A 26,189-nucleotide genomic window follows, 5' to 3' on the forward strand; every position below is an offset into this window, starting at 1 on the left:
TTAAGAAACGATCAGAGTCAAGAGTTTATGTTCATTTTTAAATGATAGTTTTCAGTTGCTATGAAAAATTTAAATAATTAATAAATTAGATATAGTAATAATAAAAGAAGATAAAAAGTAATTATAACTATAGAAATGAATAACATGGAGAAATTTATGGGAAAGTCAAAGAAAGCCAATAGAATTGAAGAGGATAATATAATACAAATAAACAAGAAAAAATGTATTGGATGTACTGCATGCGCTTTTACGTGTGCTCAAGAAACTAAGATGGCGATATTAAAGGAAGTAGATTCAGGAAGGAAAACTGTGGATACTAAAAGTGGAGGATTTGGGGCTTCTGGATGTCTATATTGTGGACAATGTACACTTGCCTGTCCAACAGAAGCGATTGATGTAAGAAATGACGTAGATTTAGTTAAAGAAGCCTTAAGTAGTGGGAAATATTTAGTTTTAACGGCCTCTCCAGCAGTCAAAGCAACACTAGGAGAAGAATTTAATCTTCCAATAGGTACTTATGTTGGAGGAAAAATAGCTCCATCCGCGAAGAAATTAGGTTTTCAAAAAGTATTTAATACTGAATTTGGGAATGATATGACAGTTGTAGAGGAAAGTAGTGAATTCATTAAAAGAATTGCTAATAAAGAAAAACTTCCTATGTTTACGTCTTTCTGTCCTTCTTTCATACGTTACGCTGAAATATATCATCCAGAAATACTGGATAATATATCTACAGCGAAATCTCCTCAGCAGATGATGGGAGCAGGAATAAAAACATATTTTGCAGATGTTTATAATATTTTGCCTACCAATATAGTTGTTGTATCTGTACAACCATGTAGTGCTAAAAAATATGAGGCTGATAAAGAGGATATGGGGAGAGATAGTTACAAAGATATCGATATTGTTCTAACTGTAAAAGAATATGCAAATCTATTAAAAGAGAAAGGCATAGATATAACTGCTATACCAGACGAAAAACCAGATGATTTTATGGGGGAATATACTGGGGCAGCAGCTCTTTTTGGTATGAGTCAAGGAGCAATGCAAGCAATTTTTAGAACCGTGATGAGTTATTTAAAGAACGATATATCTGAGGCTGAAAATATGATATTAAAACCAGTAGAAGGATATAAGGAAATAGAAGAAGTATCGGTTATTTTAGGTAATAAGAATTGTAAAGTAGCAGTGGTAAATGGTCTAAAAGAAATCGAAAAATTTTTAGTCAGTAACAAATGGAAGGAATATTATTTCATTGAAGTAGTGGCATGTAACGGAGGGTGCATAAATGGAGGAGGGACTCCTAGAATAGGTGCAAAGTCTCAAATTAATGAAAATCTATGCATATCGTGTGGTACTTGTATACAAAATTGCCCTGTTAATGCGATACAATATAATGTTAGAGGAAGGGCAGAGGTTAAAGAAGAAGAGTGTGTTGGCTGTAAATTATGTAATAACGTCTGCAGAGCTAAAGCTGTACAGGTAAAATGTTATAATAAATCCTCAAATGAGTTGTTAGGAAAAGATTATAAAATATTGAGATCAGATATTCTAAGGAATATTGATAAAAAATCAATAAAAAGAGTGTCAGACGAAAATGAAAATCTTGAAAATATGTATAAGAGCTATATAGGAGATCCTAATAGCACAAGGGCAGAATCTTTGTTTCATACCAGTTATATTGATAAATCCAATGAATTTAGAAATAATAATACAAAAAAGAGACGAAGGCATTAACTGGATAAAGGAGAATGAATGACGAAAAACAAATAAGAAATATATTAAAATATATGGCGTTTATTGTTGAAATATGTTAATATATAGTTATACAAAAGATATAAACCCTCTCCCATTTATACCCACGGATAAGATGGACTATTCCTAAAAGGCTAGTCTATCTTATTTTTTTTGATATTTTACTTTATAGCTAAATTTTTATTATAGAATTCTTAATGAATTTATAAGTGTGCTTTTTTATTAAAATTTAATTTAATAATATATATTTGTGTTGTTATAGCGTTTATCAAATCAATGATTATTATATTAGGGTTTACTAACGATGATATAAATAACATAAAGATAATATTATGGTAAAATAAATATGCAAAGTTAGTGAAAAAATATATTATAGTTTATGTTATAATTTATTAATTCATATCAGTAGTGATTTTGTTATTATATGCTTTTAGTGGAGGGAAATAACAATTAATAGTGAAAAAATCCAATATTGTATTAATAAGATATCTGAATTTTTAGCAGTTAGAGATATTAACACGTTAAATCCTAAGGAACTAGAAAGAAAATTTGGATTAAAAAAAGTTGATGTATTAGTCTTATTAGGGAATTCTATACCTTATACAGTACAATGTGCTGTGAATGCATGGAAGAATAATATATGTGATAAGATTTTGATTAGTGGGGGGATTGGACATTCTACCCAAATACTAAGAGATGAAATAAGGAGAAGTTCAGAGTTTAATTCGATTGAAGTAGATGGTAGGCCGGAAGCTGATATATTTTTTGATATAATGACTAAAATTTATGGTGTTAACTCAGATAAAATTATTATAGAAAATAAATCTACGAATTGTGGAGATAATGCTAAAAAGACAATAGAATTATTATGGAAATTAAATATAGAATATGAATCTTTAATTTTGATTCAAGATCCTACTATGCAGCTTAGAACTTTTGCTTCATTTTCTAAGTATACATATAATAATGTTAAGTTAATAAACTATGCTCCATTTATTCCTAAGATTGATATAAATCTAAAATTGAGTAATATTGGAATTAATGGAATCTGGGAAGATAAAAGGTATTTGGAACTTTTGATGGGAGAGATACCAAGATTAAGAGATAATGAAAATGGATATGGACCTAATGGAAAGGAATTTATAGTCCATGTTGATATACCAAGAGAAATAGAAGAAGCATACAATAGTCTAAAGACACTGATTAATAATGAAGATTTTTACCGTAGATGTTGATTTTAGCAATTAAAATAAAATACATAATATATGGAAAGAGAGTTGTAAGTTTATGAATGATATTTTAAATGAGACCATGCTGCTTTGCCCAGTTTGTAAGGAAAAATTAGTTAAGGATATTTCAAATAAGATGTACAGGTGCAGTAACAAACATACATATGATATAGCAAAAGAAGGGTATGTAAATTTGTTAATAAGCAATCAGAAAAGAAGTAAGAATCCTGGTGATTCAAAAGAAATGGTTTTATCAAGAATAGATTTTTTATCTAGAGGATATTATAAAGCACTGTCTGATAAAATAAATGAAATAATAGTTGATGGGATGTCAGATAAAATTATCAACAAATTGAATATTGTAGATCTAGGATGTGGCGAAGGGTATTACTTAACAAACCTAAAAGATTATATGAATAAGAAAAATATTGAAGCTAATTATTATGGCTTAGATGTTTCTAAAGAAGCTGTAAAATACGCAAGTAAACTAAACAAAGATTGCGTTTGGGCGGTTGGAAACAATTTTAACATACCACTTGGGGATAAAACAGTGGATTGTATTATTTCAGTATTTAGTCCTATAGATATTGATGAGTGTAATAGAGTTTTAAAGAATGATGGAATATTTGTTAGAGTGTTACCTAGAACTAATCATTTAATACAACTTAGGAATATTATTTACTCTGAGGTTCATTTAAATGATAAAGTTTATAAAGCAAATGCAGAAGAAAATGATTATATAGAGGAAGCTAATGTAACATTCGATATAACATTAAATAAAGAAGAATTATTGAGCTTATTAAAGATGACACCTCATTATTGGAAGTCTACACCAGAGAATAAAGAGAAGTTAGAAGATTATGAATCCTTAGTTATAACTATAGATATGAGAATAGGTATATTTAAAAAGAAAATTTAATTGAGTAAAACTTAATCCAAATTTAATGTAAGCTTATATAGGCAGTGTTTGTCTTAGGAGTTTTATAACTAATATATTAAATTGATCCTTTTGTAGGCAAAGATATAGAAACTGTACAAAATAGGTATTATAATATATATTAATATGCATAATAATTTACTTATAATTCATAATTATTAGTTTTATTATGATGCAAATTATTATGTGAAAATTAAAAAAGTAAATTTGATCACGGAGGAAACATGCCAGAAACAGTATTACTTACATTTTTTTTAGCAAAAATTAGAGGATACAAAATATGTCCGTTATTTAAATCATGGGCTATTTATCCCCTAATTGTATTTGAAATATTCACGTTTGTTGGACAAGTTGCTACTTTTTCTGGCAATTATGTGATTATAAGAACCATAGGGAGATTGACACCTATTTATTTAATTACATATTTGTTTTTAATATTAAAATATGAATTATACATAAGTTCGATAATTGGATCGCTTTTTATGATTTTAGGCGGCGCATTAAATGATATTGCAATAAAAACTAATTGTGGATTTATGCCAGTTTACCAATCATTATCACGCCTTACAGGACGTTCATTAGAGAATTTTCAAGGAATGAATGATATTCATATATTAGGAGATTCACAAACTAAATTAAAGATATTAACTGACTTTATAGACTTAGGATACACTATTCTTAGCGTAGGTGATATATTTATAAGATTATTTGTGTTTTTAGTAATTTATAGTGCTTTAAAGAAAATTAATAATCAAGGGAGAAAAGAAGATGTTGAGATTAACAGTATTTGAATTTATATTTAGGTTAGTTCCAGAAGCATTTGTATTGATACTAGCAATGATAGCGTTATCTAATGTAAAACTTAATTCAAAAAGATATATAATTTCGAGTTTATTATTAGCAGTATGCGAATATGGAATACGACTTCTGCCTATAAATTATGGAGTGCCAACCATACTTGATATATTTGTAATGATTATTATTATGTGGAGTGTAAATAAAGCAGATGTGGTTTTGTCTATAAAGTCATCATTAATAACAACTATAGTTTTATTTATGTGTGAAGGATTAAATATGCTACTATTAAACATTGCGTTTAGAAATAGTTTGGATGTTATAATGCTAAATCCAGTATTAAAAGAAATATATGGGTTACCATCTCTAGTATGTTTTGCAATTATAACATTAATTTATTATTTAAAAAAAGGAATGCTTAGAGATGTTTAAAATTGAGAATATATGCAAAAAATTTTCTGGTTATATTGCACGTGAATTAAATCTTAATGATGATAGAAGATCAGTAATAAACTATGGAATATTTGCTTTTGCCCAAATTATGGTTTGCATAGCATTAGTTATGATATTTGGAATTGTTTTCAATGCAATGATTGAAGCACTTATCGTATCATTTACAACAAGTATGCTAAGGAAAAGCTCAGGGGGAGCTCATGCAAGTTCACCTGAAAAATGTGCGATTATAGGAACTGTTGTTAGTGTAGGAATGGGAATAATAGCGAAATATGCACATTTTGATTTGATTTTGATTATAGTGGTAGGAAGCATAATATTTGCATGGTCGTATTATATTATATATAAATTAGCTCCTGTTGATAGTGTGGCAAAACCAATTAAAAGTTATAAAATGAAAAAAAGGCTAAAAAAAGTGTCTATCATAACGTTGAGCGTTTACTTAACTATTGTATTAATTTTAATTTTGTCATATTTGCTAACAAAGAATCTTACTTTATTAACATATTCTTTGTGTATTTATATAGGCTTGTCGTGGCAGATTTTTTCTTTAACTAAAACTGGACATTTAGCATTGAGGTAGTTCGGACATTAAAAAACTAGGTTACTTAATTTAAAGGAGGTGAAGTTAATGAAACGAAAAATTTTAATGGTAGTAGCAACAGCAGCAACACTTATCGCATCAATTGTTTCTACTTCTGCATGTATATGGGGACATTATCAGCCAGAAGAGCCTAAGTGCTTAAGAGAAGAATAATTTACAAAGTGAGACCAGCATATTGGGTCTCACTGTAACTATTTATGAGGGATATGATATGAAGCGTGTAAAAGATGACAAAAAAAAACAAGTTAATGATATAATATCTGTAGTAAAATTATCTTCACTTTTATTCGTGGGTATAATTTTATGTAGAGAGTTTATTAAAAATACTAACTCGCAAGTATGGGAAATTAGTTACTATTATCAATATGTATTTCTTTGTGCTCCATTAATGATAATAACTTTAGTTTACTGCGCATGGACATTTTCAATAAAAAATAAGATTAGATGGAGGCATGGAACTATATTCAATAAAATCGAAATAGCAGTATTTATAATAGTGTTTTCGATAATTATATTTATATGTGGAGTAAATGAAAGCCAATATAAATTTTTGTATTTGTTTATAATAATAACAACAACAATTCAATATGGAATGAAACAAGGTATTATAGTTTCCTGTATTTCATCTCTAATTATTTTAGCTATGGATATATTTATGGAACCTAATGTAATAGTAAATACATATTTTGAAAATGATTTAATCTTAGCAGGAGTATTTATTTTGACTGCATGGCCCTTGGGATTCTATGTAAAGATAGAAGCAGAACATATTAAAAAGTTAGAGGAGTTAATAAATATTGATGGACTTACTGAACTTTATAATCATAGATACTTCTGTGACTCGTTAGCAGAGAAAGTTAAGAATGGAGATAGGAATAGCAAACCTGTATCCATGATTTTTATAGATATAGATTATTTTAAGCAATATAACGATACTCATGGCCATCAAAAAGGTGATTACGTTCTTAGAAGAATTGGTGAAATTATTAAAAGTAACATAGGAGAGGAAGATATTGCAGCAAGATATGGGGGGGAAGAATTCTCAATAATACTGCCTGATGCAAATGAGGAAGAAGCAATTCAGGTGGCAGAAAATTTAAGAAAAAAAATAGAGTGTACACGTTTTTATGGTGAAGAAAGTCAGCCTAAAGGGAAAGTTACAGTTTCAATAGGTGTATCAGTTTATCCATATAAAGCGAGAAATGATATAGAATTAATAAAAAGCGCAGATGATGCACTATACAGAGCAAAATTTTTCAATAAGAATAGGGTCGAAGCATATACATCAATTCTAGATGAAATCAAAAAAAATATAGATGAAAAAGATATTGAACTTGTCGCTTCGATAAAAACCTTGATTAGTGTTATTAATGCTAAAGATAGATATACTTATGGTCATGTAGAAAGAGTTGTAGTGTATAGTAGAATGATTGCTGATAAACTCAAATTAAGCAAAAGAGAAAAAGAAATTTTAATTTATGGCGCTTACATGCATGATATTGGCAAGATTAACATCAATAAAGAAGTGTTAATGAAAAAAATGAGATTAACAGATGAAGAATGGGAATTATTAAAGCAACATCCTGCTAATGGAGTTGAAATTATAAAATCTGTAGATTCACTTAAAGATATCATACCTTTAATCATAAGCCATCATGAAAGGTATGATGGAAACGGATATCCTAATAAACTAAAGGGCAAAGAAATACCTTATCTAGCAAGAATTCTGACAGTTGTGGATAGTTTTGATGCAATGACATCAAATAGACCATATAATACTAGAAAAACTTATGAGGAAGCTGCAGAGGAACTTGAAAAATGCAGCGGGACACAATTTGATCCTGAAATTTCGGCAGCTTTCATTGAAATAGTGAGAAAGAATGAGGGAGAGGCTTTTATAGAAGGCGTAAGCGATATAGGAGAAATACACATATAAATAAATCATAAATATCTATTTTAATCAAATTGCATGTTAATATTAGTTTTAGAAACTTAATAGTAGTAATTCACCTATTTGCTGTAAAAGAATAAGCTGTTTTTAGAAAGAAAGTTTATTAATGGAGGCAATTTGCATGGGTTACTATATTAAAGTAGAACCAGACGTTAAAGTTTATGTAGAAGATCTTAATGAAGAAGGAAGAAATACAATTGTATTTTTACATGGTTGGCCAGGAAGTCATAAATTATTTGAATACCAGTTTAATATCCTTCCTAAAATGGGATATAGGTGTATTGGGATAGATCAAAGAGGGTTTGGCGAATCAGATAAACCATACAGAGGGTATGACTACGATAGATTAGCAGATGATGTTAGAAGAGTTGTGGAAGTGCTTAATTTAAAAAACTTTACATTGTTAGGTCATTCTACAGGTGGAGCAATCGCTATTAGATATATGTCAAGATATGATAATGACAAAGTTTCTAAATTAGTTCTTTGTGCAGCAGCAGCACCAAGCCTTGTTCAAAGATCTTATTTTCCTCATGGGTTACAGAAACAAGCCGTTATTGATATAATTAAAGGAACATATAATGATCGGCCTAAAATGCTTCAAGATTTTGGAGATATTTTTTTCTATAAGCATATTACAGAGAGTTTTTCAAATTGGTTCTTTCAGCTTGGATTGCAGGCAGCAGGTTGGGCTACAGCAGAAGTTGCTAATACTTGGTTAGGTGAAGAAAGTTTGTTTTCGGATCTTGGAAAAATTAATGTTCCGACATTGATTCTTCATGGTATTCATGACCAAGTTTGTTTATTTGCTTTGGCTAAAGCTCAAAAGCAAATCATTAAGAATTCCAGAATTATGCCATTCACTGATAGTGGACATGGATTATTCTACGATGAAAAAGAAAAATTCAATGAAGAGCTAACAAAATTCATTGAACAGTAATATTCATGAGAGGTAAGTGACTGTAATTAAGTGATATTTTGATTTTAAGTTGAAGATAGGAATATGATATAGAAATTATATTTTTTATAAGGTTACAAATTCTAAAGAATATATATTGTTTAGAATAGTACCTTATATTTTCTTTTATGATGATTAATATAATGTAAGTAAACTTGACTAATTCTTATTTTATTGGTAAGTTAAATAAATGGTTACTAAATTAATCTGTATATATAGTAAAAGCAGAAATATTAATTATAATCTGGGAAGGATGATATGCTTTGGAAGAAAGTACTAAAATAGAAGAAAAAGGTAAGAAGAAAAGTAATTTTATTAAAGATTGGATAATACCAATATTTTGTGCTTTAGTAATAGCGTTTTTACTAAGACAGTTTGTATTTTTTAATGTATATGTGCCAACAGGATCAATGATTCCAACTATAAATTTAAATGATAAAATTTTAGTAACAAGAATACATAACTTTGATAATCTAAAAAGAGGAAACGTAATTGTATTTTATTCAGATGAACTTAAAGAAACTTTAGTAAAGAGATTAATAGGTTTGCCAGGAGATAAGATAGATATAAAAAATGGGGTAGTATTTGTAAATGGAGAAAAGTTGGAAGAAGATTATGTGAAAAATAAGGATGATTATAATGGATCATTCGAAGTACCACAAGGAAAGTATTTTTTCTTAGGAGATAACAGACCTGTATCATTAGATGCAAGGTATTGGAAAGAACACTATATAGATAGCTCTAAAATAGAAGGAAAGGCTCAGTTTATATTTTATCCTTTTAAAGATTTTGGAATGCTAAAATAATTTAAGAAAACCACTCGAGAGAGTGGTTTTAACTTATACTTATAAAATTAGCAGCTATTTCTCCATTACCGATTATTGATACTATATCACCTTTAACCATAGGACCTAAGTTAATCGTTTCGTTGACTGTATCGAATCTCTTAAAAAATTTTATATCTCCATCAGGATCTATAACAATTAAACTTGTAATGTTATTAGGAGTTATAAGTTTTGCAGTATAATTTTCTTTGCTGCTTTCAGAAATTTTATATATACCTTGCTTGTAAGTATTTGCTATTGGAATCGTTGCATTAGCATTGCTTATAGTAAAGATAAAAAATATTAAGAGAGTTGCTAAGAAGTTTTTTATTTTCATTATTTATACCTCGCTTTAATGCAGTTATAATTTTTTAAACGCAGCCAATAAAATACTGGCTGCGTCTTTACTTAAGTTAATTAGAGGAATAGAGATTAATGCATTAAATATATTCTGCAAAAACGTTATCTATTATACTTAAATATTAAATTTATAAAAATATAATAAAAACAATAGAATATTTTGTCGGATTATGTTAATATATAAGTGTACAAAAGAGTATGTCTCAAATTATATAAAACCTTAATAATCTCATAATCTCTTATAAATATGGATGCGGCTAAGTTGGGCCGCATCTTTTTTTTGTACCTTCTTAATAAATACTAATGTCAAGGTATAGTTTATAAGAAATTTTAATTTAACACTCATTAAAAATTATTTATAGGCAAATTATTTATATTATATTATCATAAGGAAAGTGGATTTTAAGGTCGGTATTTCATAATATGTGTTATAAAATAATATTGAAGGAAGTATATAATGTTAAAAGCAATTTTAAAGCCAGTGGAGAAGATTCTTACTAACAGATTTAATAAACCTGGATTGAAGGAGGAATTATCAAAACATCCAGATTATATTTCAAAAGCACGAGAAATTTGGGATATGATTGATGAGGATTTTGGAATTTCAAGTACAATTGAGAATGTACTAAAATTAAAAATAGACAAGTTTGATAATACTTTAATATCTAAATTTCCAGAATTAAAAAAAGAGGATATTGAGGAATTAAAACAAAATATACTTGAGAATTTAAATCTAGGCAAAGATTTTACATTTGGTAATGCAAAAGTAATTAAGGAATTGAATGATATTAATTCTAAGTTGCAAGAGGAAAATGAGAAACTAAAAAGTCAATTAAGGAAATTTGAATCACTACTTACTTCGAGTAGTAATTCGAATTTAAATGAAGCAGAAACAGTTGCTAATAAAGATGAAAAATAATAAGTTTATAAATTAATTAAGAGTAGCCATTTGGCTACTCTTAATATCATATGAATGAGTGTATTAATAATTTCAAATTTATTCATTCTTTATATTCTCTGTAAGGCATTTCTACTACAAAGCCGGTTTCGTTGAACTTATAGTTCGTATTACTAAGAGGTGGTCTATTATAAATTAAATTCATTCCAACTTTATAAAGAGCTTCTGCCATCTCAGATGGATCTTGGATAACAGTACCGAGCATAGAACCTTTTTTAATTAATTCTCTAGCCTCTGGTATTGCATCAGCGCCAACAACTGGTATTGATTTATTACCTATATTATAACCATATTTTTGCAAGGCATTAATGGCTCCTATAGCTAAAGTATCATTATTTGCAATTATAGCTTCAATTTTATCACCATACTTTAGAAACGTAGACTCCATAATCATTTGAGCAGCTTCTTTAGTTCCTTCTGAAGATATTCTGGAAAGTTCCTCTGTTTTTATTCCAGCTTTATTAATTGTTGATATAGAATACCTTGTTCTTGCAGTAGTTAGTGTGTTATTGTTTTTATCTGTTAACATAATATATTGAAGAATATTATCTTTATTTTTATCCATAGCTGCTTTGTTAGTGTTCCATGCATTAACAATTAAATTTCCTTGTAAAATTCCAGATTGTTCAGCTGATGTAGCTATTACAAGAGCTTTGGGATAGGATTTTATTGAAGTTGTTACAAATGGAACTATATTAAATAAAAGTACAGGAATATTTTTTGACTTTACTTTGTTAATAAATGAGTCTATATTATTTGCATCTAAATTAACTAAGTTAGCTAATAAAAGATCAAAATCTGTTGAAAGTGTTGAAGTTATAAGTTCGTTTTGTATGTCTGTATTATTCTTCCCATCAAGAAATATAAATTCTAGATTGTTAGCGTTTTCTTTTTGGATTCTTTCTAAGTTATCTTTAATCAAAGAAATATAAGCATCATTAAATGAAGAGAGAAGTACTACTATTTTTATAGTTTTTTCTGATTTAATTTGTGCGTTTGCATATATATTATTTTTTACTATATTTAATGATGTAACGATAAATAATGTTAATATAGTAGTAAAAATTATTATTTTTTTTAATACCTTCATTTGAAGCCTCCGGGTTCTTAATATAATTAATAGTTTTAGGTTGTGTTTTAGTAAAAAAAATATACTCTATTTTGTTAATGCAATTTATTAGATATGATCTGTAAGAAATGTATATGATAATAGTTATATAATTTTTATTTAATAAAAGAATTTTTGCTTTCTATAAAATATAAAAAAATTTCTGTAGGATCTAGGTTTAATTCTTTCGATAATTTTAAAATAAAATTAATATTAGGATTGCAAAGGGAGGGATGTTTTTCTAACTTAGATAAATAACTTTTGCTGATTCCTAATTTTTTTGCCAATTTCGACTGAGTTAAATTTAATTCTCTTCTTTTTCTCTTTAACATACTTATCACCTCATTTTATAGCTTTCGAAAAAAGTCGAAAGTTTCCTGGTAGTAAACAATATTTGTTATATAATGTAATTACTAATGGCTTTAAATACAATATATAGCTAAAAAGTATTTTATTGGAGGTACAGTATGGACAAAAAGAAAGAAATTGAAGAATTAAGGGATGAATTAAATAAAATAATTAGTGAAAGGCTGGACTATAATAAAATTTTAAAGTTGAGTCAGAAGTTGGATATTTATATAGTTGAAGCTATGAAAACAGATGTTGAAGGTATAGATAAAGAGTAGATAAAAATGAACTTAAATGGACAAACTCGATAAAAAGTCATTCCTCATAAGTGTATACAGATTTTGTTTTAGTAAGAAAAATAGTAGGGTTTAATTAATTGGAGAATGGAGAATATAAAATAAAATGAATTATTAATTGTTTATACTCTAACTTATTAAACAATATATGTTATAATGTTAATTAGTATTTAAAATAGTATTATATAGTAGTATACATACAATAACTTGGGAGGGAAACTATCAATATATGATTATAATATTAAACGTTATTATTGTAATTTTGCTTGTATTTATGAATGGTTTTTTTGTAGCAACAGAATTTGCAATGGTAAAGGTAAGAAAATCAAGGATAGAAACATTAGCAATGGAAGGAAACAGAAATGCAAAGCATACATTAAAAGTTGTTACGGATCTGAATTCGTATTTATCTGCATGTCAATTAGGAATAACCTTAGCGTCATTAGGACTTGGTTGGGTTGGAGAGCCTGCATTTGCAGAGATGTTAAGACCTTTAATAAATCTATTTAATTTGCCGGAAATAACATTGCATTCAATTTCAGTGGTTTTAGGATTTTCAATTATAACTGGTCTTCATATTGTACTTGGCGAATTGGCGCCTAAATCATTGGCAATTATAAACACGGAAAACATAGCAATGTATACAGCTTTGCCACTTATAGCTTTTTATAGATTGACTTATCCGATAATGTGGACTTTTAACCATAGTACTAATTTAGTTTTAAAGATATTTGGAATTTCACAAATTAATGAGCAAGAAGCAGCTCATACGGATGAGGAAATAAAGCTTTTAGTTGAAGATAGCTATAAACATGGATTAATAGACCAAACGGAATTAACTTTTGTAGATAACATATTTGACTTTTCGGAAAAAACAGTAAGGGATATTATGATACCGCGTACTGATATGGCATGTATTTTTATTGAAGATACTTTTGATGAAATTATAAATTATGCTTTAGAGGAACAACTGACTAGATATCCTGTATGTAGAGATAGTAAAGATAATGTAATTGGATTCATACATATTAAGGACTTATATAAACTTAAATTTGAAGGCAGTGATAACATAGAAGGAATTATTAGAGAAATTAAATTTGTTCCCGAATCATTATCAATTAGTGAATTGTTTAAAACTTTCAAAAAGGAAAAAGCTCAAATGGCAATAATTATAGATGAGTTTGGTGGTACAGCAGGGCTTGTGACTACCGAAGATATCTTAGAAGAAATTGTTGGCGAAATTCAAGATGAATTTGATGATGACGGAGAAGAGGAAATAAGAGAGACTGATAATGGTAGCTATGTAGTTGATGGTAAAGTTTTAATCGGAGATATCAACGAACTTTTAGATACTAATATTGAAGCTGAAAATATTGATACTATTGGTGGATGGATTTACTCTCAATTGAAGTCATATCCAAAACCTAAAGAAAAGATAAATTATGACAAGTATGAATTTATAATTTTAAAATGCGATAGAAAAAGAATAAATCAAGTATTAATTAAAAATTTAAGTGAATAATTTAAAACAGTGCTTTTAGATATTTCTGCATATCTGAGTGCTGTTTTTTTATTTGTTTGCTAAATTTTTCTTACATACGTTCAATAAGGCATAAGTATAAAAATATTCGTAACCAGAGCTGCATATCATCTTGTTTTCAAAGAATTAAAGCTATAAATTTATTTAAGGTTAAATTAAGAATTCAAGATGATTTTTATTCAGCAGTGAATAGGAAATGGTTAAATAATGAAAAAAATCACGCAGAGAATAGTGATGAAAAGAAGATAATTAATTTATACAAAAATACTTTAAATATTGATGCAAGGAATAAGCAAGGAATTGGACCGATAAAAGGAATGTTGGAAGAATTGAGAAATATTAAAACAATAGATGATCTTTCCGAGTTGACGCTTGAATCAAAAGTTGAAAGTCCTTTAATAGAATTTTCTTTGTGAAAGAGTTTCAAGAAATAAATTGAATAAATATAATGTGTTCGAATCGTTTGGATATATTGAATGAAAGATAAAGACACCGCTAATGGTGCTTTATCTTTTATTGAATTATATTTTTGTGGATGATTTAAGAAAATCAGAATGCAATCGTTTTATATGGCTTAAAAAGTATATATATGCAGTATCAAATATAAAACAGAAAATTCCTAAAGTAATGATTAATCCACTATGCAAAATAATGCTAGATGAGATTGTAGCTGCTAAGGTACCAATACATTTATTAATAGCTATAGTTAAACTTTGTCCCTTTATATCGGGTCTACCGACAAGCATTATTATGAATGATATAGACATTATGAGGTTTTGGATAAAAGCGGAATAGAATTTAGCTAAATCACCAAATTCTATGATAAAGAAATATTGGATAACAAAAGACATTATAAATATAATCAAAGTCCATGGCCAGAAGTATTCTTTATTTGTATGTTTTGGGAAATAGCGCTTCCCATATAATAGATAAGTTAAGATGACTAAAATGTCTAAGCATAGCCAAATTAAAGTGATATAAGTTGTAATATTTAATATATTATCTTTTAAATCGAAATAAGAATTGACACTTTCCCAAGCAAAATTAAGAGCTAATGCAATAAATGGAATTCCGCAAGCTTTATATCTAAAACCTAAATGAATTAATTTTACATAAACAATCGACCAACAAAATCCACAAACTAATAACAAAAATAATACCATAAAATTGCTCCCTTATAATTATAAAAGTTAATTACATTGTTAATATATGATATTCAGAAGCTAAGAAAACTAGACTCGTATTTATTAATTTAAATTAGTAAATACGAGTCTAGTTTTCTCTTTTTAGATCTTCTATTGGCTGATATACATATAGCTCACAGTAATTGTCTTTGGACCTTGAATTGTCTATATATTCAAACCTGAAGGTGGCAGCAAATTTATAGCCAGACTTAAAAATCCATTTTCTATATAACTGGACTAATAAACGGCCTAAATGTCTTCCGTTAAGATCGTCAGGGCGAAAGAAACCAACAAAACGGAACACTACATATTTATGAGCTGGTATAGAAATACTAATCATTCCTTCAGGTATAGTATTTATATCAGAAACTTGGACACTTGGAATGTAATATATGAAGTCATCACTACCCCAATCTGTAAAACCAAAGTATTCATGTGGGTTTATCAAATTATTAATTTTATGCTTATGATTATAGAAGAAATCTCGACCATATGAATTTGCGCTTTTATCACCAGATTTACTTAATATCTTATGCTTTATCCCAATCAAATTGAATTTTTGTTTAAAGACAAATTGAGGATTATATGTAATAGAATTACCTATGGATAAGATATCGTTGCAATTAATCTTTTCTTTAAGTATTAAACTTAAAGAAATCTTATCGGATCTAATTTTAAGAGGCGTATGTCCAAAACATTTTTTAAATGCTCTAATATATGATTGTTCATAATCAAAACCGTACTCAAGAGCAATATCTATAATTCGCATAGTTGTATTAATTAATTCGTTAAGGCTAGATGTTAATTTTCGACCTTGAACATATTCCATAATAGATTCGCCGGTTAAAGATTTAAAGATTCTGTGTAGATAATATTTTGATATTCCTGTATGTAGTGAGATGTCAGCCAAAGAAATCTTATTATAGAGGTTATCTTCAATATAAGCTACAGTTTCAATAATAGTTTCTTTTAAGTCTTTCATATTTTAAACACCTTTTCTAAAAATAGTTATTGAGATAAATGAAAAATAATAAGGCAATAATTTTATGTAATATATTTGATGCTGAACAAAATTAAATATATTAATTTATTCATTTTGGAAATATATCGGACATTAAAAAAGCAATATCTGTTCATTTTAATTAACAATTTACATATAAAATCATATTGAAAGATGATTTTAAATTGTTTAGATTTATTATATCGATTAAAAGTTATAAAGTAAATACTTTGTAAATTAGAAAGAATTATACTGTATTGGTTACGGAAAGTAGGAGGTTTAGTATGAGTAGAAGAGTAGTTATTACAGGGATTGGAGCAGTTACATCACTTGGAATTGGAGCAGATAAGCTTTGGGAGTCAATAAAGGATGGAAAGTCTGGAATTAGTATGATTGAGGGAATAGATGTTTCTGATTTATCTACCAAAGTTGCATCTCAGGTAAAAGATTTTGATCCAAGTAGCTTTATTGATAAAAAAGAAGTTAAAAGAATGGATAGATTTGCACAATTTGCTCTAGCATCAGCTCAAATGGCTATGGAAGATTCGGCACTTAATTTGGAAAAAATAAATAAAGAACGTATGGGAGTAATAATTGGTAGCGGCATAGGAGGAATTGGGACTTTAGAAAGTCAGTATGATGAATTGAAAGAAAGAGGTCCTAGAAGAGTAAGTCCGTTTTTAGTACCAATGATGATAGCTAATATGGCTTCAGGGCTTGTTGCTATAAAATTTGGAGCTAAAGGTTATAATGAATGTACTGTTACAGCGTGTGCAACTTCAACAAATGCAGTTGGGAACGCATTTAAAGTAATTCAAAGAAATGATGCAGATATAATGATTGCTGGTGGAGCAGAGGCTTGTGTAACGAAACTAACTTTAGCGGGTTTTTGTGCAATTAAAGCTATGACAACAAATCATGATCCGGCTACTGCATCTAGGCCGTTTGATTCAGAAAGAAATGGATTTGTACTTGGAGAAGGTTCGGGTGTTCTTATACTTGAAGAATATGAGCATGCTTTAAATAGAGGAGCTAATATAATTGGCGAAATAGTTGGATATGGGTGCACTAATGATGCGTTCCATATAACTGCTCCGGCTGAAGAAGGGGAGGGGGCTGCAAGATGTATGAAAATTGCGCTTGAAGACGCAAAGATTACACCTTCCGATATAGGATATATAAACGCTCATGGAACATCAACAAAAGCAAATGACAAAAATGAAACTATGGCTGTAAAATCTGTTTTTGGGAAACATGCGTATGAACTTGCTATAAGCTCAACAAAATCAATGACGGGTCATCTGTTAGGAGCTTCAGGTGCTATAGAGGCGATTATAACGGCATGTGCTCTAAGAGAAGGATTTATCCCTCCAACAATAAATTACAAAAATCAAGATCCTGATTGTGATTTAAACTATGTACCTAATGAAGGAAAGAATCTGGAATTTACTTATGCTTTGAGTAATTCCTTCGGTTTTGGGGGACACAATGCAACTTTAGTTTTAAAGGCATTTAATTAGTTTAAGTGATATAACGGGTTAAGTTAGCTTGTCTTGTTTAAAGAAGCTCTAGTAGCGACTTTTACATTAAAATTGTTGATAGTTCATTATTTTTGTGAGATTTTACAAATGCATAAGAAAATATGGATTATTTTGTTATAATATGATAATGTAGACATAAGCAAAACAATTCAAACATAATAATCTGAAAAACAGAATTAAAGATAGGTAGAGCGTTGCTCGGCCTATCTTTAATTCTTTAAGAAAACTAGATTTAAGACTAGAGATATTAGGTCAGAGTTTTAAAAAACACAACCATATATGCTATAGTCTATAATGATATTATAGACTATGGAGTTATACTGCTTTTTTGAGTGACATGCTATGATTAAGCTAATTTTAGATAGCTATATATTTAAACTCGGATGATTGGAAAATTTTCTGTGAGCGTAAATTGCAAATATGCTTAAAAAAATTAACCCTAATAATCCTTCCCCATTAATAATTTTTACATTACCAATAATAAATCCATAAGAAACATTATTATAAGAGTAGCCAAGTGTGGCTATGTTTATATTATTCCATAATATGTGCATTATACTTGGTAAAATTACATTTGGTGACATTGTATAAAGATAAGTAAAGCAATAGTTCAACGCAAAAATAGCTGCACATTGCAAAACTACATATGTAACTGCTTTAGGTAAACCAAAATGCATATTTAGAATAAAGAATGCTGGAACATAGTATAATGACCAAATGATACCCATTATAAAATTTGTTCTTTTAATACTATATCTTTTTAAAAGACGAGGTAAAAGGTAACCTCTCCAACCATACTCTTCAAATAATCCAGCTATAAAAAGTGTTAAAGAGATCAAAGTAATCTTTATAGAATCGAGAAATATGTACGATATATTTTCTGATAATACACCTTGTTTAGTTAAATATGCAGATGACCCGCATAGAAAGATCACAATTAATGGAAATGCAATAGCGAAAATTAAGCCCTTCAATGTGATTTTGTAAGTAAAGGGATTTAGTAATACTTTTAATGACCTTGATTCCATCAATATCGAAATTATAGCAGCGAAAGCTGGAATAACCATTATAATAGTTAAGGCTCCAATAAAACCTTTCGGTAAAAGTATTATACTTATAAAATAAGTTAATAAAAAAGTGATTGATAGGAATATTTTTTCGTATTTCATTTTTAAGCTCCTTTTAAAAACATAATTGTTTTAGTTCTTCGATATAATTATATTTTGTTTCGTAAAATAAATAACTTTGATTAATTATTATATCATATAGTTTAGAATATTATGTGGCAATGTTGGAATATTATATGAAAAATATGAAATGTTGCATTAGAAACTATATTTTTTGAGTTCTATTATTAAGAAGCAAAAATTTTTTATAGTCAATGCACTAATCGTTATTGAATATATATAATAAAAAGGGTATATTTAACAATTAAGTGGATAGTGTTATTATAAATATGGGATTATAAAAGAAGTCATTCTAAAGATGTACCATATTAGTTCGTGTGAATTGGACATTATAAAAAGGAGAGAGCTATGAAGAAAAAAGTGATAATAATAAATGGAACTATGGGGGTTGGAAAAAGTGCAACCTGTAGAGAGTTAAATAAAAAGTTGAAAAATTCAGTATGGCTTGATGGGGATTGGTGCTGGATGATAAATCCTTTCGTAGTTAATGAGGAAAATAAGAAAATGGTTATAAATAATATAAATTATTTACTGAGAAGCTTTCTTACTAATTCATCATTAGAATATATTATTTTTAATTGGGTTATACATATGGAAGATATTTTTGATGATATATTAGAACCGTTAAATGATTTGAATTTTGAGATTATCAAGATAACTTTAATTTGTGATGAAGATGCTCTAAAGAAGAGAATTTTAGGAGATGTAAAGTTAAAGTTAAGGGATGAAGAGTGCGTAAGTAGAAGTGTTGAACGTCTTGATTTATATAAAGAAATGTCAACTAAAAAGATTGATACAAGCAACATTTCTGTATTGGAAACTGTAGATAAAATAATGAAAATTATTTAAAAATAAATCTTATTTATTTTTAATGACATGGAATATATTTAGGGAAAAAAATGTATACTGTGTAGATACCCCATTAACTAATACTTAACTTTCTTATATTAATATTTTATAGGTGGATTATCCACCTATATTTTTTTGTAAAACTATAAAATTTAAATATAGATAAATAATGTTAAAATTATTATAACAATTATGAATAAAATGTAAAAAACAAGGTTTTTGATTAGAGATATTTTTAATAATACTATGGTATTTCGAAAAAATATATAGGGGGTAGTCCTTTGCAGAGTCAAGGTTTAGAGCATATAAGGGCGGACGATAGAGTAAAAATAAGTAAAACAGAGGAAGCTACAGCTATTTTCTTTTTAAAGAGAATCTCTAAGGAAAAACATGTTGAATAATGTCGAAAAGATGATAGTATTAAGGCATGGACTTCGTTGAAAGAGTAAACAAGTAAAGCAATTAATAAAGAAAATGTTTACTTTAAAAATTCAGAAGACAAATAAAAAAACAAAGGAGAAAAACTAATGAAGAAAGCTTTTTTAAGAAAGATAGTGACGGCTGTTATTGCTGCTACAACAATGACTAGTATTGCACCATTAGGAGTATCTGCAGCGACTACTAATTCAATGTTTAACAATTATTACAATGTATTCTCTAATGGAGGATTACAAACTGGTTGGGTTAATAACAATGGTCAATGGTCATACTTTGATAATAGTGGAGCAATGCAAACTGGTGTTATTAAAGTTAATGGTGAGACTTATTGCCTAAATCAGAATGGTATAATGGAGATTGGAAAGGTTTTAGTAAACAATAGAATATATACAACTTCTCAAAGTGGACAAGTTATAGGGACTAAAGCTCCATCAAGTGATAAGGTATTCGATTCTGGAAATAACGTAGTACAAGATAATAATAAAACATCTACAGTAAAACCTTCAAATACGACAAGTACAACAGGAGGTACAACTGGAACTGTAACAACAACTAAACCCACAACAGGAAGTACGACTGGTACTGTAACTACAAAACCTACAACAGGAAATACAAATAGTACTGGCACAACAACAACTGGAAATACAACAAATTCAGGAAGTACAACAAATACTTCTACAAGTACAAGCTCGCTAGATGTTCAGGGGTTACCTGAGTTACCAGCTAATTATTCTGTAACTGTACAAGCTGCTGCTGAACAAAAGATTCTTGAATTAATGAATGCAAAAAGAACAGAAGCGGGTTTAAAACCGTTAACATTAGATAATACTTTATTACAAGTGGCTAGATATAAGAGTAATGATATGATCCAAAATAATTTCTTCGACCATACAAATCCAGATGGAACAAAGTGGACAAATTGGTTGCAAGCAGTAGGCTATAGATACACTACAACAGGTGAAAATATAGCATACAACACATATGATGCTGTTGAATTATTTACTCAATGGTGGAACTCACCAGGTCATAGAGCAAACATGATGAATTCTTCATATACTAAAGTTGGTGTAGGAGTTCTTTATGGAAATGGTAAATACATGGGAACACAAGAATTCTCAAACTAGTAAGCCATAATAATTACATGTGGCTTATCGAAATAAAGGACAATTATTTTTATGAAAGTCCTTTATTTCTAGTTTTTGATATTTGGTTTAATCATAGAACTTAATTTAATTATACATAATCAATGGAATTGAAATGAGGAGAATATACCCTAAAAGGTAATGTCTAAAAGACTGTGCCGTTTAGGGTATATTTTTTATCTTAATTAGTACATATGTATATAATTTTAGGTTATCCTTATTATAGAATGTGATTATAATATCTAGTAAAAAGTGCGATGTTTATAGCTAATTTCGAAAGAATTTTAGCATAATATTTTAATGAATTTTTGTAATTAAATATGGAATTTATTTGGGATTTTTCGAGAAATTAAAATATGTATTATATAAGAAGTATTGTTAAGCTTTTTATAATCATTAATTTTATTTCTCGTATAGGTATTGTAATAATAAATCTATATTTAGAATTGAAGTAAACTAAATATTAAAATAAAATTAGAGTGTAGAAATTTGATTACGCTATGGTTATATAAAAAAATATTTTTATATTGTAAATGTAAGGAGGAAGTTTTATGGCTTTTAGTAAAGATTTTTTATGGGGCGGTGCTGTTGCAGCTCATCAAGTTGAAGGTGGTTGGAATAGGGGGGGGAAAGGTCCCAGTGTTGCAGATGTAATGACCGCAGGAGCTCATGGAGTACCAAGAAGGATAACAGATGGAGTGATTAAGGGAGAAAATTATCCTAACCATGAAGCTATTGATTTTTATGGACATTATAAAGAAGATATTGCACTCTTTGCAGAAATCGGTTTTAAATGCTTTAGAACAAGTATTGCGTGGACGAGGATTTTCCCTAAAGGTGATGAATTTGAGCCTAATGAAGAAGGTTTGAAATTTTATGACAATATGTTTGATGAATTATTGAAGTATGGAATCCAACCAGTTATTACGTTAAGTCACTTTGAAATGCCTTATCATTTGGTCAAGAAATATGGAGGGTGGAGTAATCGAGAAGTTATTGGATTTTTTGTACGTTATGCAACTACTGTAATGGAGCGCTATAAGAACAAAGTTAAGTATTGGATGACTTTTAATGAAATTAATAATCAGAAAAATACTATAAATTCTATATTTGCATGGACTTGTTCAGGGATCCAGTTTAAAGAAGGTGAAAATAGAGAAGGGGTAATGTATCAGGCTGTTCATCATGAATTAGTTGCTAGTGCATTAGTAGTTAAGAAAGGGCACGAAATAAATCCTGACTTTCAAATTGGATGTATGTGTTCATTTGTTCCTATATATCCTTTCTCCTGCAATCCAGATGATATGATGCTTCAAGTTGAATCGATGCATGATCGTTATTTGTTTGCTGATGTACATTGCAGAGGTCATTATCCTTCTTATGCATTAAAAGAATGGAGTAGAAAAGGGTATGATATCAAGATGGAACTAGAAGATGCTAAAATTTTAGCTGAGGGGACTGTAGATTATTTAGGGTTTAGTTATTATATGTCTGATGTAGTTAAATCAGGAGTTAATGAAGTTGATAAGGATTCGGTAAATGGAGGGTCAAGTGCAAGTGTTAGGAATCCACACGTAAAAGCTTCGGATTGGGGATGGCAAATTGATCCTGTTGGGTTGAGATATTCTTTAAATTTATTATATGAAAGATATGAACTTCCATTATTTATAGTAGAAAATGGATTTGGTGCTATTGATGTTAAGGGTGCAGATGGTTCATGTAATGATAATTATAGAATAGATTATTTAAGGGCGCATATAAAAGAAATGAAAAAAGCAATTGAATTAGATGGTGTTGATTTGCTGGGATATACTCCGTGGGGATGTATTGATTGTATTTCATTCACTACAGGAGAAATGAAAAAACGTTATGGATTTATATATGTGGATAAAGATAATGAAGGAAATGGAACGTTAGAGAGATCTAAGAAGAAATCATTTGATTGGTATAAGAAAGTAATTTCATCTAATGGCGAAGAAGTTTAAATAATAGGCATAATTAGGAATGATGAAGTTTAAAATTCTGAGTATATATTAATAGGTGGAATTAGAGTGGTAGTTGTAACTACATCTATTATTTAACAGAAGCAAAATATTTTTATTGTATATATTAATAATTCATATAGAATATCCTTTATAAATTTCCTATATTAAGACGCTCACAAAATATAAATCAATTAGGAAGATTTTATTTGTTGTGAATGCAAACTTATTCCTAGAATGAAATAGAACTAAAGAATGAAGCCTAAAAATTCAAAATAATTTAAGTTAAGTAAATTTAGGAGTAGAAATACACAAAATACTGTGGTAAAATATTACTTATTTTGTTGCATATGCTAATGATAACGGATAACTTAGGAGGATACTATTATGGAAGATAGAAGGCACCTTGAGTGCATAGAAGAGACTTCTTATATATTATTAAAAAATCATAAAGTTTTTAAGGTGAGTCAACAGTTTGCAGAAATTACGGAATATACAACTGCTGACTTGCTTGGAAAAAGTATCAAAGAGATATTTAAAATTCTAAGAGTCGGCCCAAGCGTTGATGTAAAAAACATCGCTAAAAAGGCCGACTATTTTTTATTTACTAAATCTCTTGAATTTAGATCAATTTCAATGGAAATAATTAATGGAAAAGATACTCAATTATTTATTATAAGAGAAAATCCAAATTCAAGACTTGAAGTTAAACATGCATACTTATCAGAATTATGTAAATCAAACTTTGTGGGAGTAGCAGTTTATAGTGTTCCTGACATGATACTTATTAAAGCAAATCAGGAATATTTAGATTTCTTAGAACCTCCATTTGACCAATCATATTATAGTATAGGGCAAAGCATAGAGAAGATTATATTAGGATGGAGCGGAAGCAAAGTAGAAAAATTTTGGAAGGAAGCTATATTTACAGGAAAAGCAGTTCAAGTAAAAGAATATGAACATATTGGATATGAAAGGGGAATTACATATTGGGATTCCATAATTATTCCAGTTACAGAAGGTGGAAGTATCAAATATGTGGTAAGTAATACATCTGAAGTTACAGAAAAGGTACTTAATAGAAAGAAAGTTGAAGAACAAATGGATGCCATTAACATTCAAAACAAAGAAATGGAGGCTATATTTGAAAGTATTCCAAATGGAGTATTCGTTAGATCAAAAGAAGGAGATATACTTCAGCAAAATGAGATATCGAGAAAATTGATTGAATACCCTAATGAGGAAAAGACTTCACATGGAAAAAATAGTGAAGCTAAATACTTTAATGAATCAGGAAAAGAAATTGACATTGAAGATATGCCATCATTTCGCGCTTTGAAAGGTGAGAAAATTAAAAATCAACGTATTACAGTTATAGATAAATGTAAAGAAAGTGTTTTAGATATGAGTTCTTCACCTATTTATGATAAAGAAAATACTGTGTTAATGTCAGTTACTGCATTTGATGATATTACAGAACTTGTAAGTAATGAGAAAAAAATTAGAAATAATAGAGAGCAATTAAAAGCGATTATAGATAACATGTCTGATGGAGTTGTAGCTATAGGAAAATGTGGCAATCTGGTTATGCTTAATAAAGCAGCAGAGAAACATTTTAATGTTATAAAAATAATTGAAGGAAGAAATAAAAACGATGGTGAAATAAAATATTTTGATATTAATATGAAGGAATTGAAGGAGGGGAGCCTTCCGTCAGATAGAATTTTAAGAGGAGAAATAATTACTGAATATAGAATAATTATAAAGAGATATAGCGAAAATATATATATGTGTATAAGTGGTAATCCTGTATATGATGATAGTGGTAATTTCTTATTTGGAATGATGTGTATGAAAGATATAACGGAAAAAGTTAAACAGGAAAGAATCATAAAATCTCAACATGATTCAGTTTTGCAGGCGGAATTTGAAAGGAATGAAGCATTAGAAAAAACAATAGCTATGAAGGATGAATTTCTTTCTATAATATCGCATGAATTCAGAACACCACTAAATGTAATTAATTCAGCAGTACAAGCTATGGAGTATATTTGCTTTAATGAGTTATCAAATAATACTAAAAAATATTTGGGGATGATAAAACTTAATGCATTTAGGCAATTAAGGCTAGTAAACAATATTCTTGATATAACCAGTTCAAATTTGAAGAGTACCAAAATAAATAGAAAGAACATAGATATTGTGTTTTTTATAGACGTGATTGTTGAAGCTGTAAGATCATATGCTAGTAAAAAAGAAATTGGTTTAATATTAGAAACATCATATAAAGAATTTATGGTCGCTATTGATAATGAAAAATTCGAAAGGATACTTTTAAATCTGCTATCTAATGCTATTAAATTTACTTCTGATAATAAGAAAATAACTGTACGATTTAATGCTTTAAAAGAAAATATATTTATAGAAGTAAGTGATGAAGGTATAGGTATTTCAAGTGCTAAAATAGATACAATTTTTGAGCAGTTTGGGCAGGTAGATAGTTCTCTATCTCGTCAAGTGGAGGGGACAGGATTAGGATTATCATTAGTTAAGAAATTTGTTGAGGAACTAGGTGGGAGAATTTTTGTAAATAGTAAAGTTGGTAAAGGAAGTGCTTTTATAGTAATGCTGCCAAATGAAAAGGTTACCGAAACGTATGATTACAGATCATCAAAAGAGTTTTTTTACAATCACATTTTAGAATCAACTAAGGTGGAATTTTCTGATATTTATCTATGATCATAAAAGAATTG

At 28.6% G+C, this 26,189-nt stretch carries 25 protein-coding genes; 20 read left to right on the plus strand and 5 right to left on the minus strand.

Translation table 11 applies throughout. The features are described 5' to 3' along the window. The first annotated feature begins 156 nt into the window (after nt 1-156). The 10 genes from L3B96_RS12715 (at nt 157) to lepB (ending at nt 9,485) form a co-directional block, all read left to right on the plus strand. Nucleotides 157-1,737, plus strand: coding sequence for a [Fe-Fe] hydrogenase large subunit C-terminal domain-containing protein (locus L3B96_RS12715; protein ID WP_238861272.1), 1,581 nt, complete (start codon nt 157-159; stop codon nt 1,735-1,737). Nucleotides 1,738-2,267: 530 nt separating this feature from the next. Next, a complete protein-coding gene (locus tag L3B96_RS12720; RefSeq protein ID WP_343073093.1) occupies nt 2,268-2,990 on the plus strand; it encodes a YdcF family protein in 723 nt (240 codons plus the stop codon). 52 nt (nt 2,991-3,042) lie between these two features. Then, complete coding sequence (locus L3B96_RS12725; RefSeq protein WP_238861276.1) at nt 3,043-3,903, plus strand: putative RNA methyltransferase; 861 nt, start codon at nt 3,043-3,045, stop codon at nt 3,901-3,903. A gap of 242 nt (nt 3,904-4,145) precedes the next feature. Beyond that, nucleotides 4,146-4,712 carry a DUF5317 family protein gene (locus L3B96_RS12730; RefSeq protein ID WP_238861278.1) on the plus strand — a complete coding sequence of 189 codons (567 nt, stop codon included), beginning with the start codon at nt 4,146-4,148 and terminating at the stop codon, nt 4,710-4,712. Then, nucleotides 4,690-5,148, plus strand: coding sequence for a hypothetical protein (locus L3B96_RS12735; RefSeq protein ID WP_238861280.1), 459 nt, complete (start codon nt 4,690-4,692; stop codon nt 5,146-5,148). Before L3B96_RS12730 ends, L3B96_RS12735 begins: the two co-directional genes overlap by 23 nt. Continuing rightward, nucleotides 5,141-5,752 (plus strand): accessory gene regulator B family protein, encoded by a 612-nt coding sequence (locus L3B96_RS12740; RefSeq protein ID WP_238861282.1) that lies wholly within the window; start codon nt 5,141-5,143, stop codon nt 5,750-5,752. The genes L3B96_RS12735 and L3B96_RS12740 overlap by 8 nt, the downstream gene beginning before the upstream one ends. Nucleotides 5,753-5,800: 48 nt before the next feature. Then, nucleotides 5,801-5,926 (plus strand): cyclic lactone autoinducer peptide, encoded by a 126-nt coding sequence (locus L3B96_RS12745; protein WP_039772020.1) that lies wholly within the window; start codon nt 5,801-5,803, stop codon nt 5,924-5,926. Between the two features lie 58 nt (nt 5,927-5,984). Further along, nucleotides 5,985-7,709 carry a diguanylate cyclase gene (locus L3B96_RS12750; RefSeq protein WP_238861284.1) on the plus strand — a complete coding sequence of 575 codons (1,725 nt, stop codon included), beginning with the start codon at nt 5,985-5,987 and terminating at the stop codon, nt 7,707-7,709. 136 nt (nt 7,710-7,845) lie between these two features. Next, the gene (locus L3B96_RS12755) at nt 7,846-8,661 is read left to right on the plus strand and encodes an alpha/beta hydrolase (RefSeq protein ID WP_238861286.1); all 816 of its coding nucleotides are present in this window, start codon (nt 7,846-7,848) and stop codon (nt 8,659-8,661) included. Nucleotides 8,662-8,942: 281 nt separating this feature from the next. Continuing rightward, complete coding sequence (gene lepB / locus L3B96_RS12760; protein WP_012060153.1) at nt 8,943-9,485, plus strand: signal peptidase I; 543 nt, start codon at nt 8,943-8,945, stop codon at nt 9,483-9,485. 28 nt (nt 9,486-9,513) lie between these two features. On the opposite strand, the gene L3B96_RS12765 is transcribed toward lepB, so the two are convergent. Then, a complete protein-coding gene (locus tag L3B96_RS12765) occupies nt 9,514-9,840 on the minus strand; it encodes a hypothetical protein (protein WP_012060152.1) in 327 nt (108 codons plus the stop codon). Between the two features lie 480 nt (nt 9,841-10,320). Between L3B96_RS12765 and L3B96_RS12770 the strand changes: the two genes are divergently transcribed. Further along, nucleotides 10,321-10,782: a hypothetical protein gene (locus L3B96_RS12770; protein ID WP_238861288.1), complete on the plus strand. Its 462-nt coding sequence runs from the start codon at nt 10,321-10,323 to the stop codon at nt 10,780-10,782. Between the two features lie 82 nt (nt 10,783-10,864). Here L3B96_RS12770 and L3B96_RS12775 read toward each other — a convergent pair whose 3' ends face one another. Then, a complete protein-coding gene (locus L3B96_RS12775; protein ID WP_238861289.1) occupies nt 10,865-11,911 on the minus strand; it encodes a substrate-binding domain-containing protein in 1,047 nt (348 codons plus the stop codon). A 134-nt stretch (nt 11,912-12,045) separates the two neighbouring features. Then, on the minus strand, nt 12,046-12,261 hold the full coding sequence (locus L3B96_RS12780) for a helix-turn-helix transcriptional regulator (RefSeq protein ID WP_023973012.1): 216 nt from the start codon (nt 12,259-12,261) through the stop codon (nt 12,046-12,048). Between the two features lie 135 nt (nt 12,262-12,396). Between L3B96_RS12780 and L3B96_RS12785 the strand changes: the two genes are divergently transcribed. The 4 genes from L3B96_RS12785 (at nt 12,397) to L3B96_RS12800 (ending at nt 14,908) form a co-directional block, all read left to right on the plus strand. Beyond that, on the plus strand, nt 12,397-12,555 hold the full coding sequence (locus L3B96_RS12785) for an aspartyl-phosphate phosphatase Spo0E family protein (RefSeq protein ID WP_017208982.1): 159 nt from the start codon (nt 12,397-12,399) through the stop codon (nt 12,553-12,555). A gap of 247 nt (nt 12,556-12,802) precedes the next feature. Next, nucleotides 12,803-14,095, plus strand: a complete 1,293-nt coding sequence (locus L3B96_RS12790) for a hemolysin family protein (protein ID WP_077829378.1) — start codon at nt 12,803-12,805, stop codon at nt 14,093-14,095. A gap of 203 nt (nt 14,096-14,298) precedes the next feature. Beyond that, nucleotides 14,299-14,529, plus strand: a complete 231-nt coding sequence (locus L3B96_RS12795) for a hypothetical protein (protein ID WP_077829377.1) — start codon at nt 14,299-14,301, stop codon at nt 14,527-14,529. Nucleotides 14,530-14,644: 115 nt separating this feature from the next. Continuing rightward, nucleotides 14,645-14,908, plus strand: a complete 264-nt coding sequence (locus L3B96_RS12800) for a hypothetical protein (protein WP_173707001.1) — start codon at nt 14,645-14,647, stop codon at nt 14,906-14,908. Nucleotides 14,909-15,385: 477 nt separating this feature from the next. On the opposite strand, the gene L3B96_RS12805 is transcribed toward L3B96_RS12800, so the two are convergent. Beyond that, complete coding sequence (locus L3B96_RS12805; RefSeq protein ID WP_012060147.1) at nt 15,386-16,279, minus strand: AraC family transcriptional regulator; 894 nt, start codon at nt 16,277-16,279, stop codon at nt 15,386-15,388. 302 nt (nt 16,280-16,581) lie between these two features. On the opposite strand from L3B96_RS12805, the gene fabF reads away from it, so the two are divergent. Beyond that, nucleotides 16,582-17,817 (plus strand): beta-ketoacyl-ACP synthase II, encoded by a 1,236-nt coding sequence (gene fabF, locus L3B96_RS12810; protein WP_238861290.1) that lies wholly within the window; start codon nt 16,582-16,584, stop codon nt 17,815-17,817. 386 nt (nt 17,818-18,203) lie between these two features. Here fabF and L3B96_RS12815 read toward each other — a convergent pair whose 3' ends face one another. Beyond that, entirely contained in the window at nt 18,204-19,007 is an 804-nt protein-coding gene (locus L3B96_RS12815; RefSeq protein ID WP_012060145.1) for a type II CAAX endopeptidase family protein, read from the minus strand. A 366-nt stretch (nt 19,008-19,373) separates the two neighbouring features. Between L3B96_RS12815 and L3B96_RS12820 the strand changes: the two genes are divergently transcribed. The 4 genes from L3B96_RS12820 to L3B96_RS12835 all read left to right on the plus strand — a co-directional run bounded on the left by L3B96_RS12820 (nt 19,374) and on the right by L3B96_RS12835 (nt 26,175). Beyond that, complete coding sequence (locus L3B96_RS12820; protein ID WP_238861291.1) at nt 19,374-19,874, plus strand: AAA family ATPase; 501 nt, start codon at nt 19,374-19,376, stop codon at nt 19,872-19,874. Nucleotides 19,875-20,401: 527 nt separating this feature from the next. After that, nucleotides 20,402-21,436, plus strand: a complete 1,035-nt coding sequence (locus tag L3B96_RS12825; protein ID WP_238861292.1) for a CAP domain-containing protein — start codon at nt 20,402-20,404, stop codon at nt 21,434-21,436. A gap of 569 nt (nt 21,437-22,005) precedes the next feature. Further along, nucleotides 22,006-23,439, plus strand: coding sequence for a 6-phospho-beta-glucosidase (locus L3B96_RS12830; protein WP_238861293.1), 1,434 nt, complete (start codon nt 22,006-22,008; stop codon nt 23,437-23,439). Between the two features lie 384 nt (nt 23,440-23,823). Continuing rightward, nucleotides 23,824-26,175 carry a PAS domain-containing sensor histidine kinase gene (locus L3B96_RS12835; RefSeq protein ID WP_238861294.1) on the plus strand — a complete coding sequence of 784 codons (2,352 nt, stop codon included), beginning with the start codon at nt 23,824-23,826 and terminating at the stop codon, nt 26,173-26,175. Nucleotides 26,176-26,189 lie beyond the last annotated feature (14 nt).

The organism is Clostridium sp. YIM B02569 (assembly GCF_022320765.1).
GTDB classification, from domain to species: Bacteria; Bacillota; Clostridia; order Clostridiales; family Clostridiaceae; genus Clostridium; species Clostridium beijerinckii.

Excerpts from the sequence above, each read along its gene's own strand:
- L3B96_RS12740 (WP_238861282.1), top strand. The coding sequence starts at position 5,141 with ATGTTTAAAATTGAGAATATATGCAAAAAATTTTCTGGTTATATTGCA.
- L3B96_RS12835 (WP_238861294.1), top strand. The coding sequence starts at position 23,824 with ATGGAAGATAGAAGGCACCTTGAGTGCATAGAAGAGACTTCTTATATA.
- fabF (WP_238861290.1), top strand. The coding sequence starts at position 16,582 with ATGAGTAGAAGAGTAGTTATTACAGGGATTGGAGCAGTTACATCACTT.
- L3B96_RS12830 (WP_238861293.1), top strand. The coding sequence starts at position 22,006 with ATGGCTTTTAGTAAAGATTTTTTATGGGGCGGTGCTGTTGCAGCTCAT.
- L3B96_RS12750 (WP_238861284.1), top strand. The coding sequence starts at position 5,985 with ATGAAGCGTGTAAAAGATGACAAAAAAAAACAAGTTAATGATATAATA.
- L3B96_RS12745 (WP_039772020.1), top strand. The coding sequence starts at position 5,801 with ATGAAACGAAAAATTTTAATGGTAGTAGCAACAGCAGCAACACTTATC.
- L3B96_RS12805 (WP_012060147.1), bottom strand. The coding sequence starts at position 16,279 with ATGAAAGACTTAAAAGAAACTATTATTGAAACTGTAGCTTATATTGAA.
- L3B96_RS12765 (WP_012060152.1), bottom strand. The coding sequence starts at position 9,840 with ATGAAAATAAAAAACTTCTTAGCAACTCTCTTAATATTTTTTATCTTT.
- L3B96_RS12715 (WP_238861272.1), top strand. The coding sequence starts at position 157 with ATGGGAAAGTCAAAGAAAGCCAATAGAATTGAAGAGGATAATATAATA.
- L3B96_RS12790 (WP_077829378.1), top strand. The coding sequence starts at position 12,803 with ATGATTATAATATTAAACGTTATTATTGTAATTTTGCTTGTATTTATG.
- L3B96_RS12780 (WP_023973012.1), bottom strand. The coding sequence starts at position 12,261 with ATGTTAAAGAGAAAAAGAAGAGAATTAAATTTAACTCAGTCGAAATTG.
- L3B96_RS12785 (WP_017208982.1), top strand. The coding sequence starts at position 12,397 with ATGGACAAAAAGAAAGAAATTGAAGAATTAAGGGATGAATTAAATAAA.
- L3B96_RS12735 (WP_238861280.1), top strand. The coding sequence starts at position 4,690 with ATGTTGAGATTAACAGTATTTGAATTTATATTTAGGTTAGTTCCAGAA.
- L3B96_RS12730 (WP_238861278.1), top strand. The coding sequence starts at position 4,146 with ATGCCAGAAACAGTATTACTTACATTTTTTTTAGCAAAAATTAGAGGA.
- L3B96_RS12820 (WP_238861291.1), top strand. The coding sequence starts at position 19,374 with ATGAAGAAAAAAGTGATAATAATAAATGGAACTATGGGGGTTGGAAAA.
- L3B96_RS12725 (WP_238861276.1), top strand. The coding sequence starts at position 3,043 with ATGAATGATATTTTAAATGAGACCATGCTGCTTTGCCCAGTTTGTAAG.
- L3B96_RS12825 (WP_238861292.1), top strand. The coding sequence starts at position 20,402 with ATGAAGAAAGCTTTTTTAAGAAAGATAGTGACGGCTGTTATTGCTGCT.
- L3B96_RS12770 (WP_238861288.1), top strand. The coding sequence starts at position 10,321 with ATGTTAAAAGCAATTTTAAAGCCAGTGGAGAAGATTCTTACTAACAGA.
- L3B96_RS12815 (WP_012060145.1), bottom strand. The coding sequence starts at position 19,007 with ATGAAATACGAAAAAATATTCCTATCAATCACTTTTTTATTAACTTAT.
- L3B96_RS12775 (WP_238861289.1), bottom strand. The coding sequence starts at position 11,911 with ATGAAGGTATTAAAAAAAATAATAATTTTTACTACTATATTAACATTA.
- L3B96_RS12755 (WP_238861286.1), top strand. The coding sequence starts at position 7,846 with ATGGGTTACTATATTAAAGTAGAACCAGACGTTAAAGTTTATGTAGAA.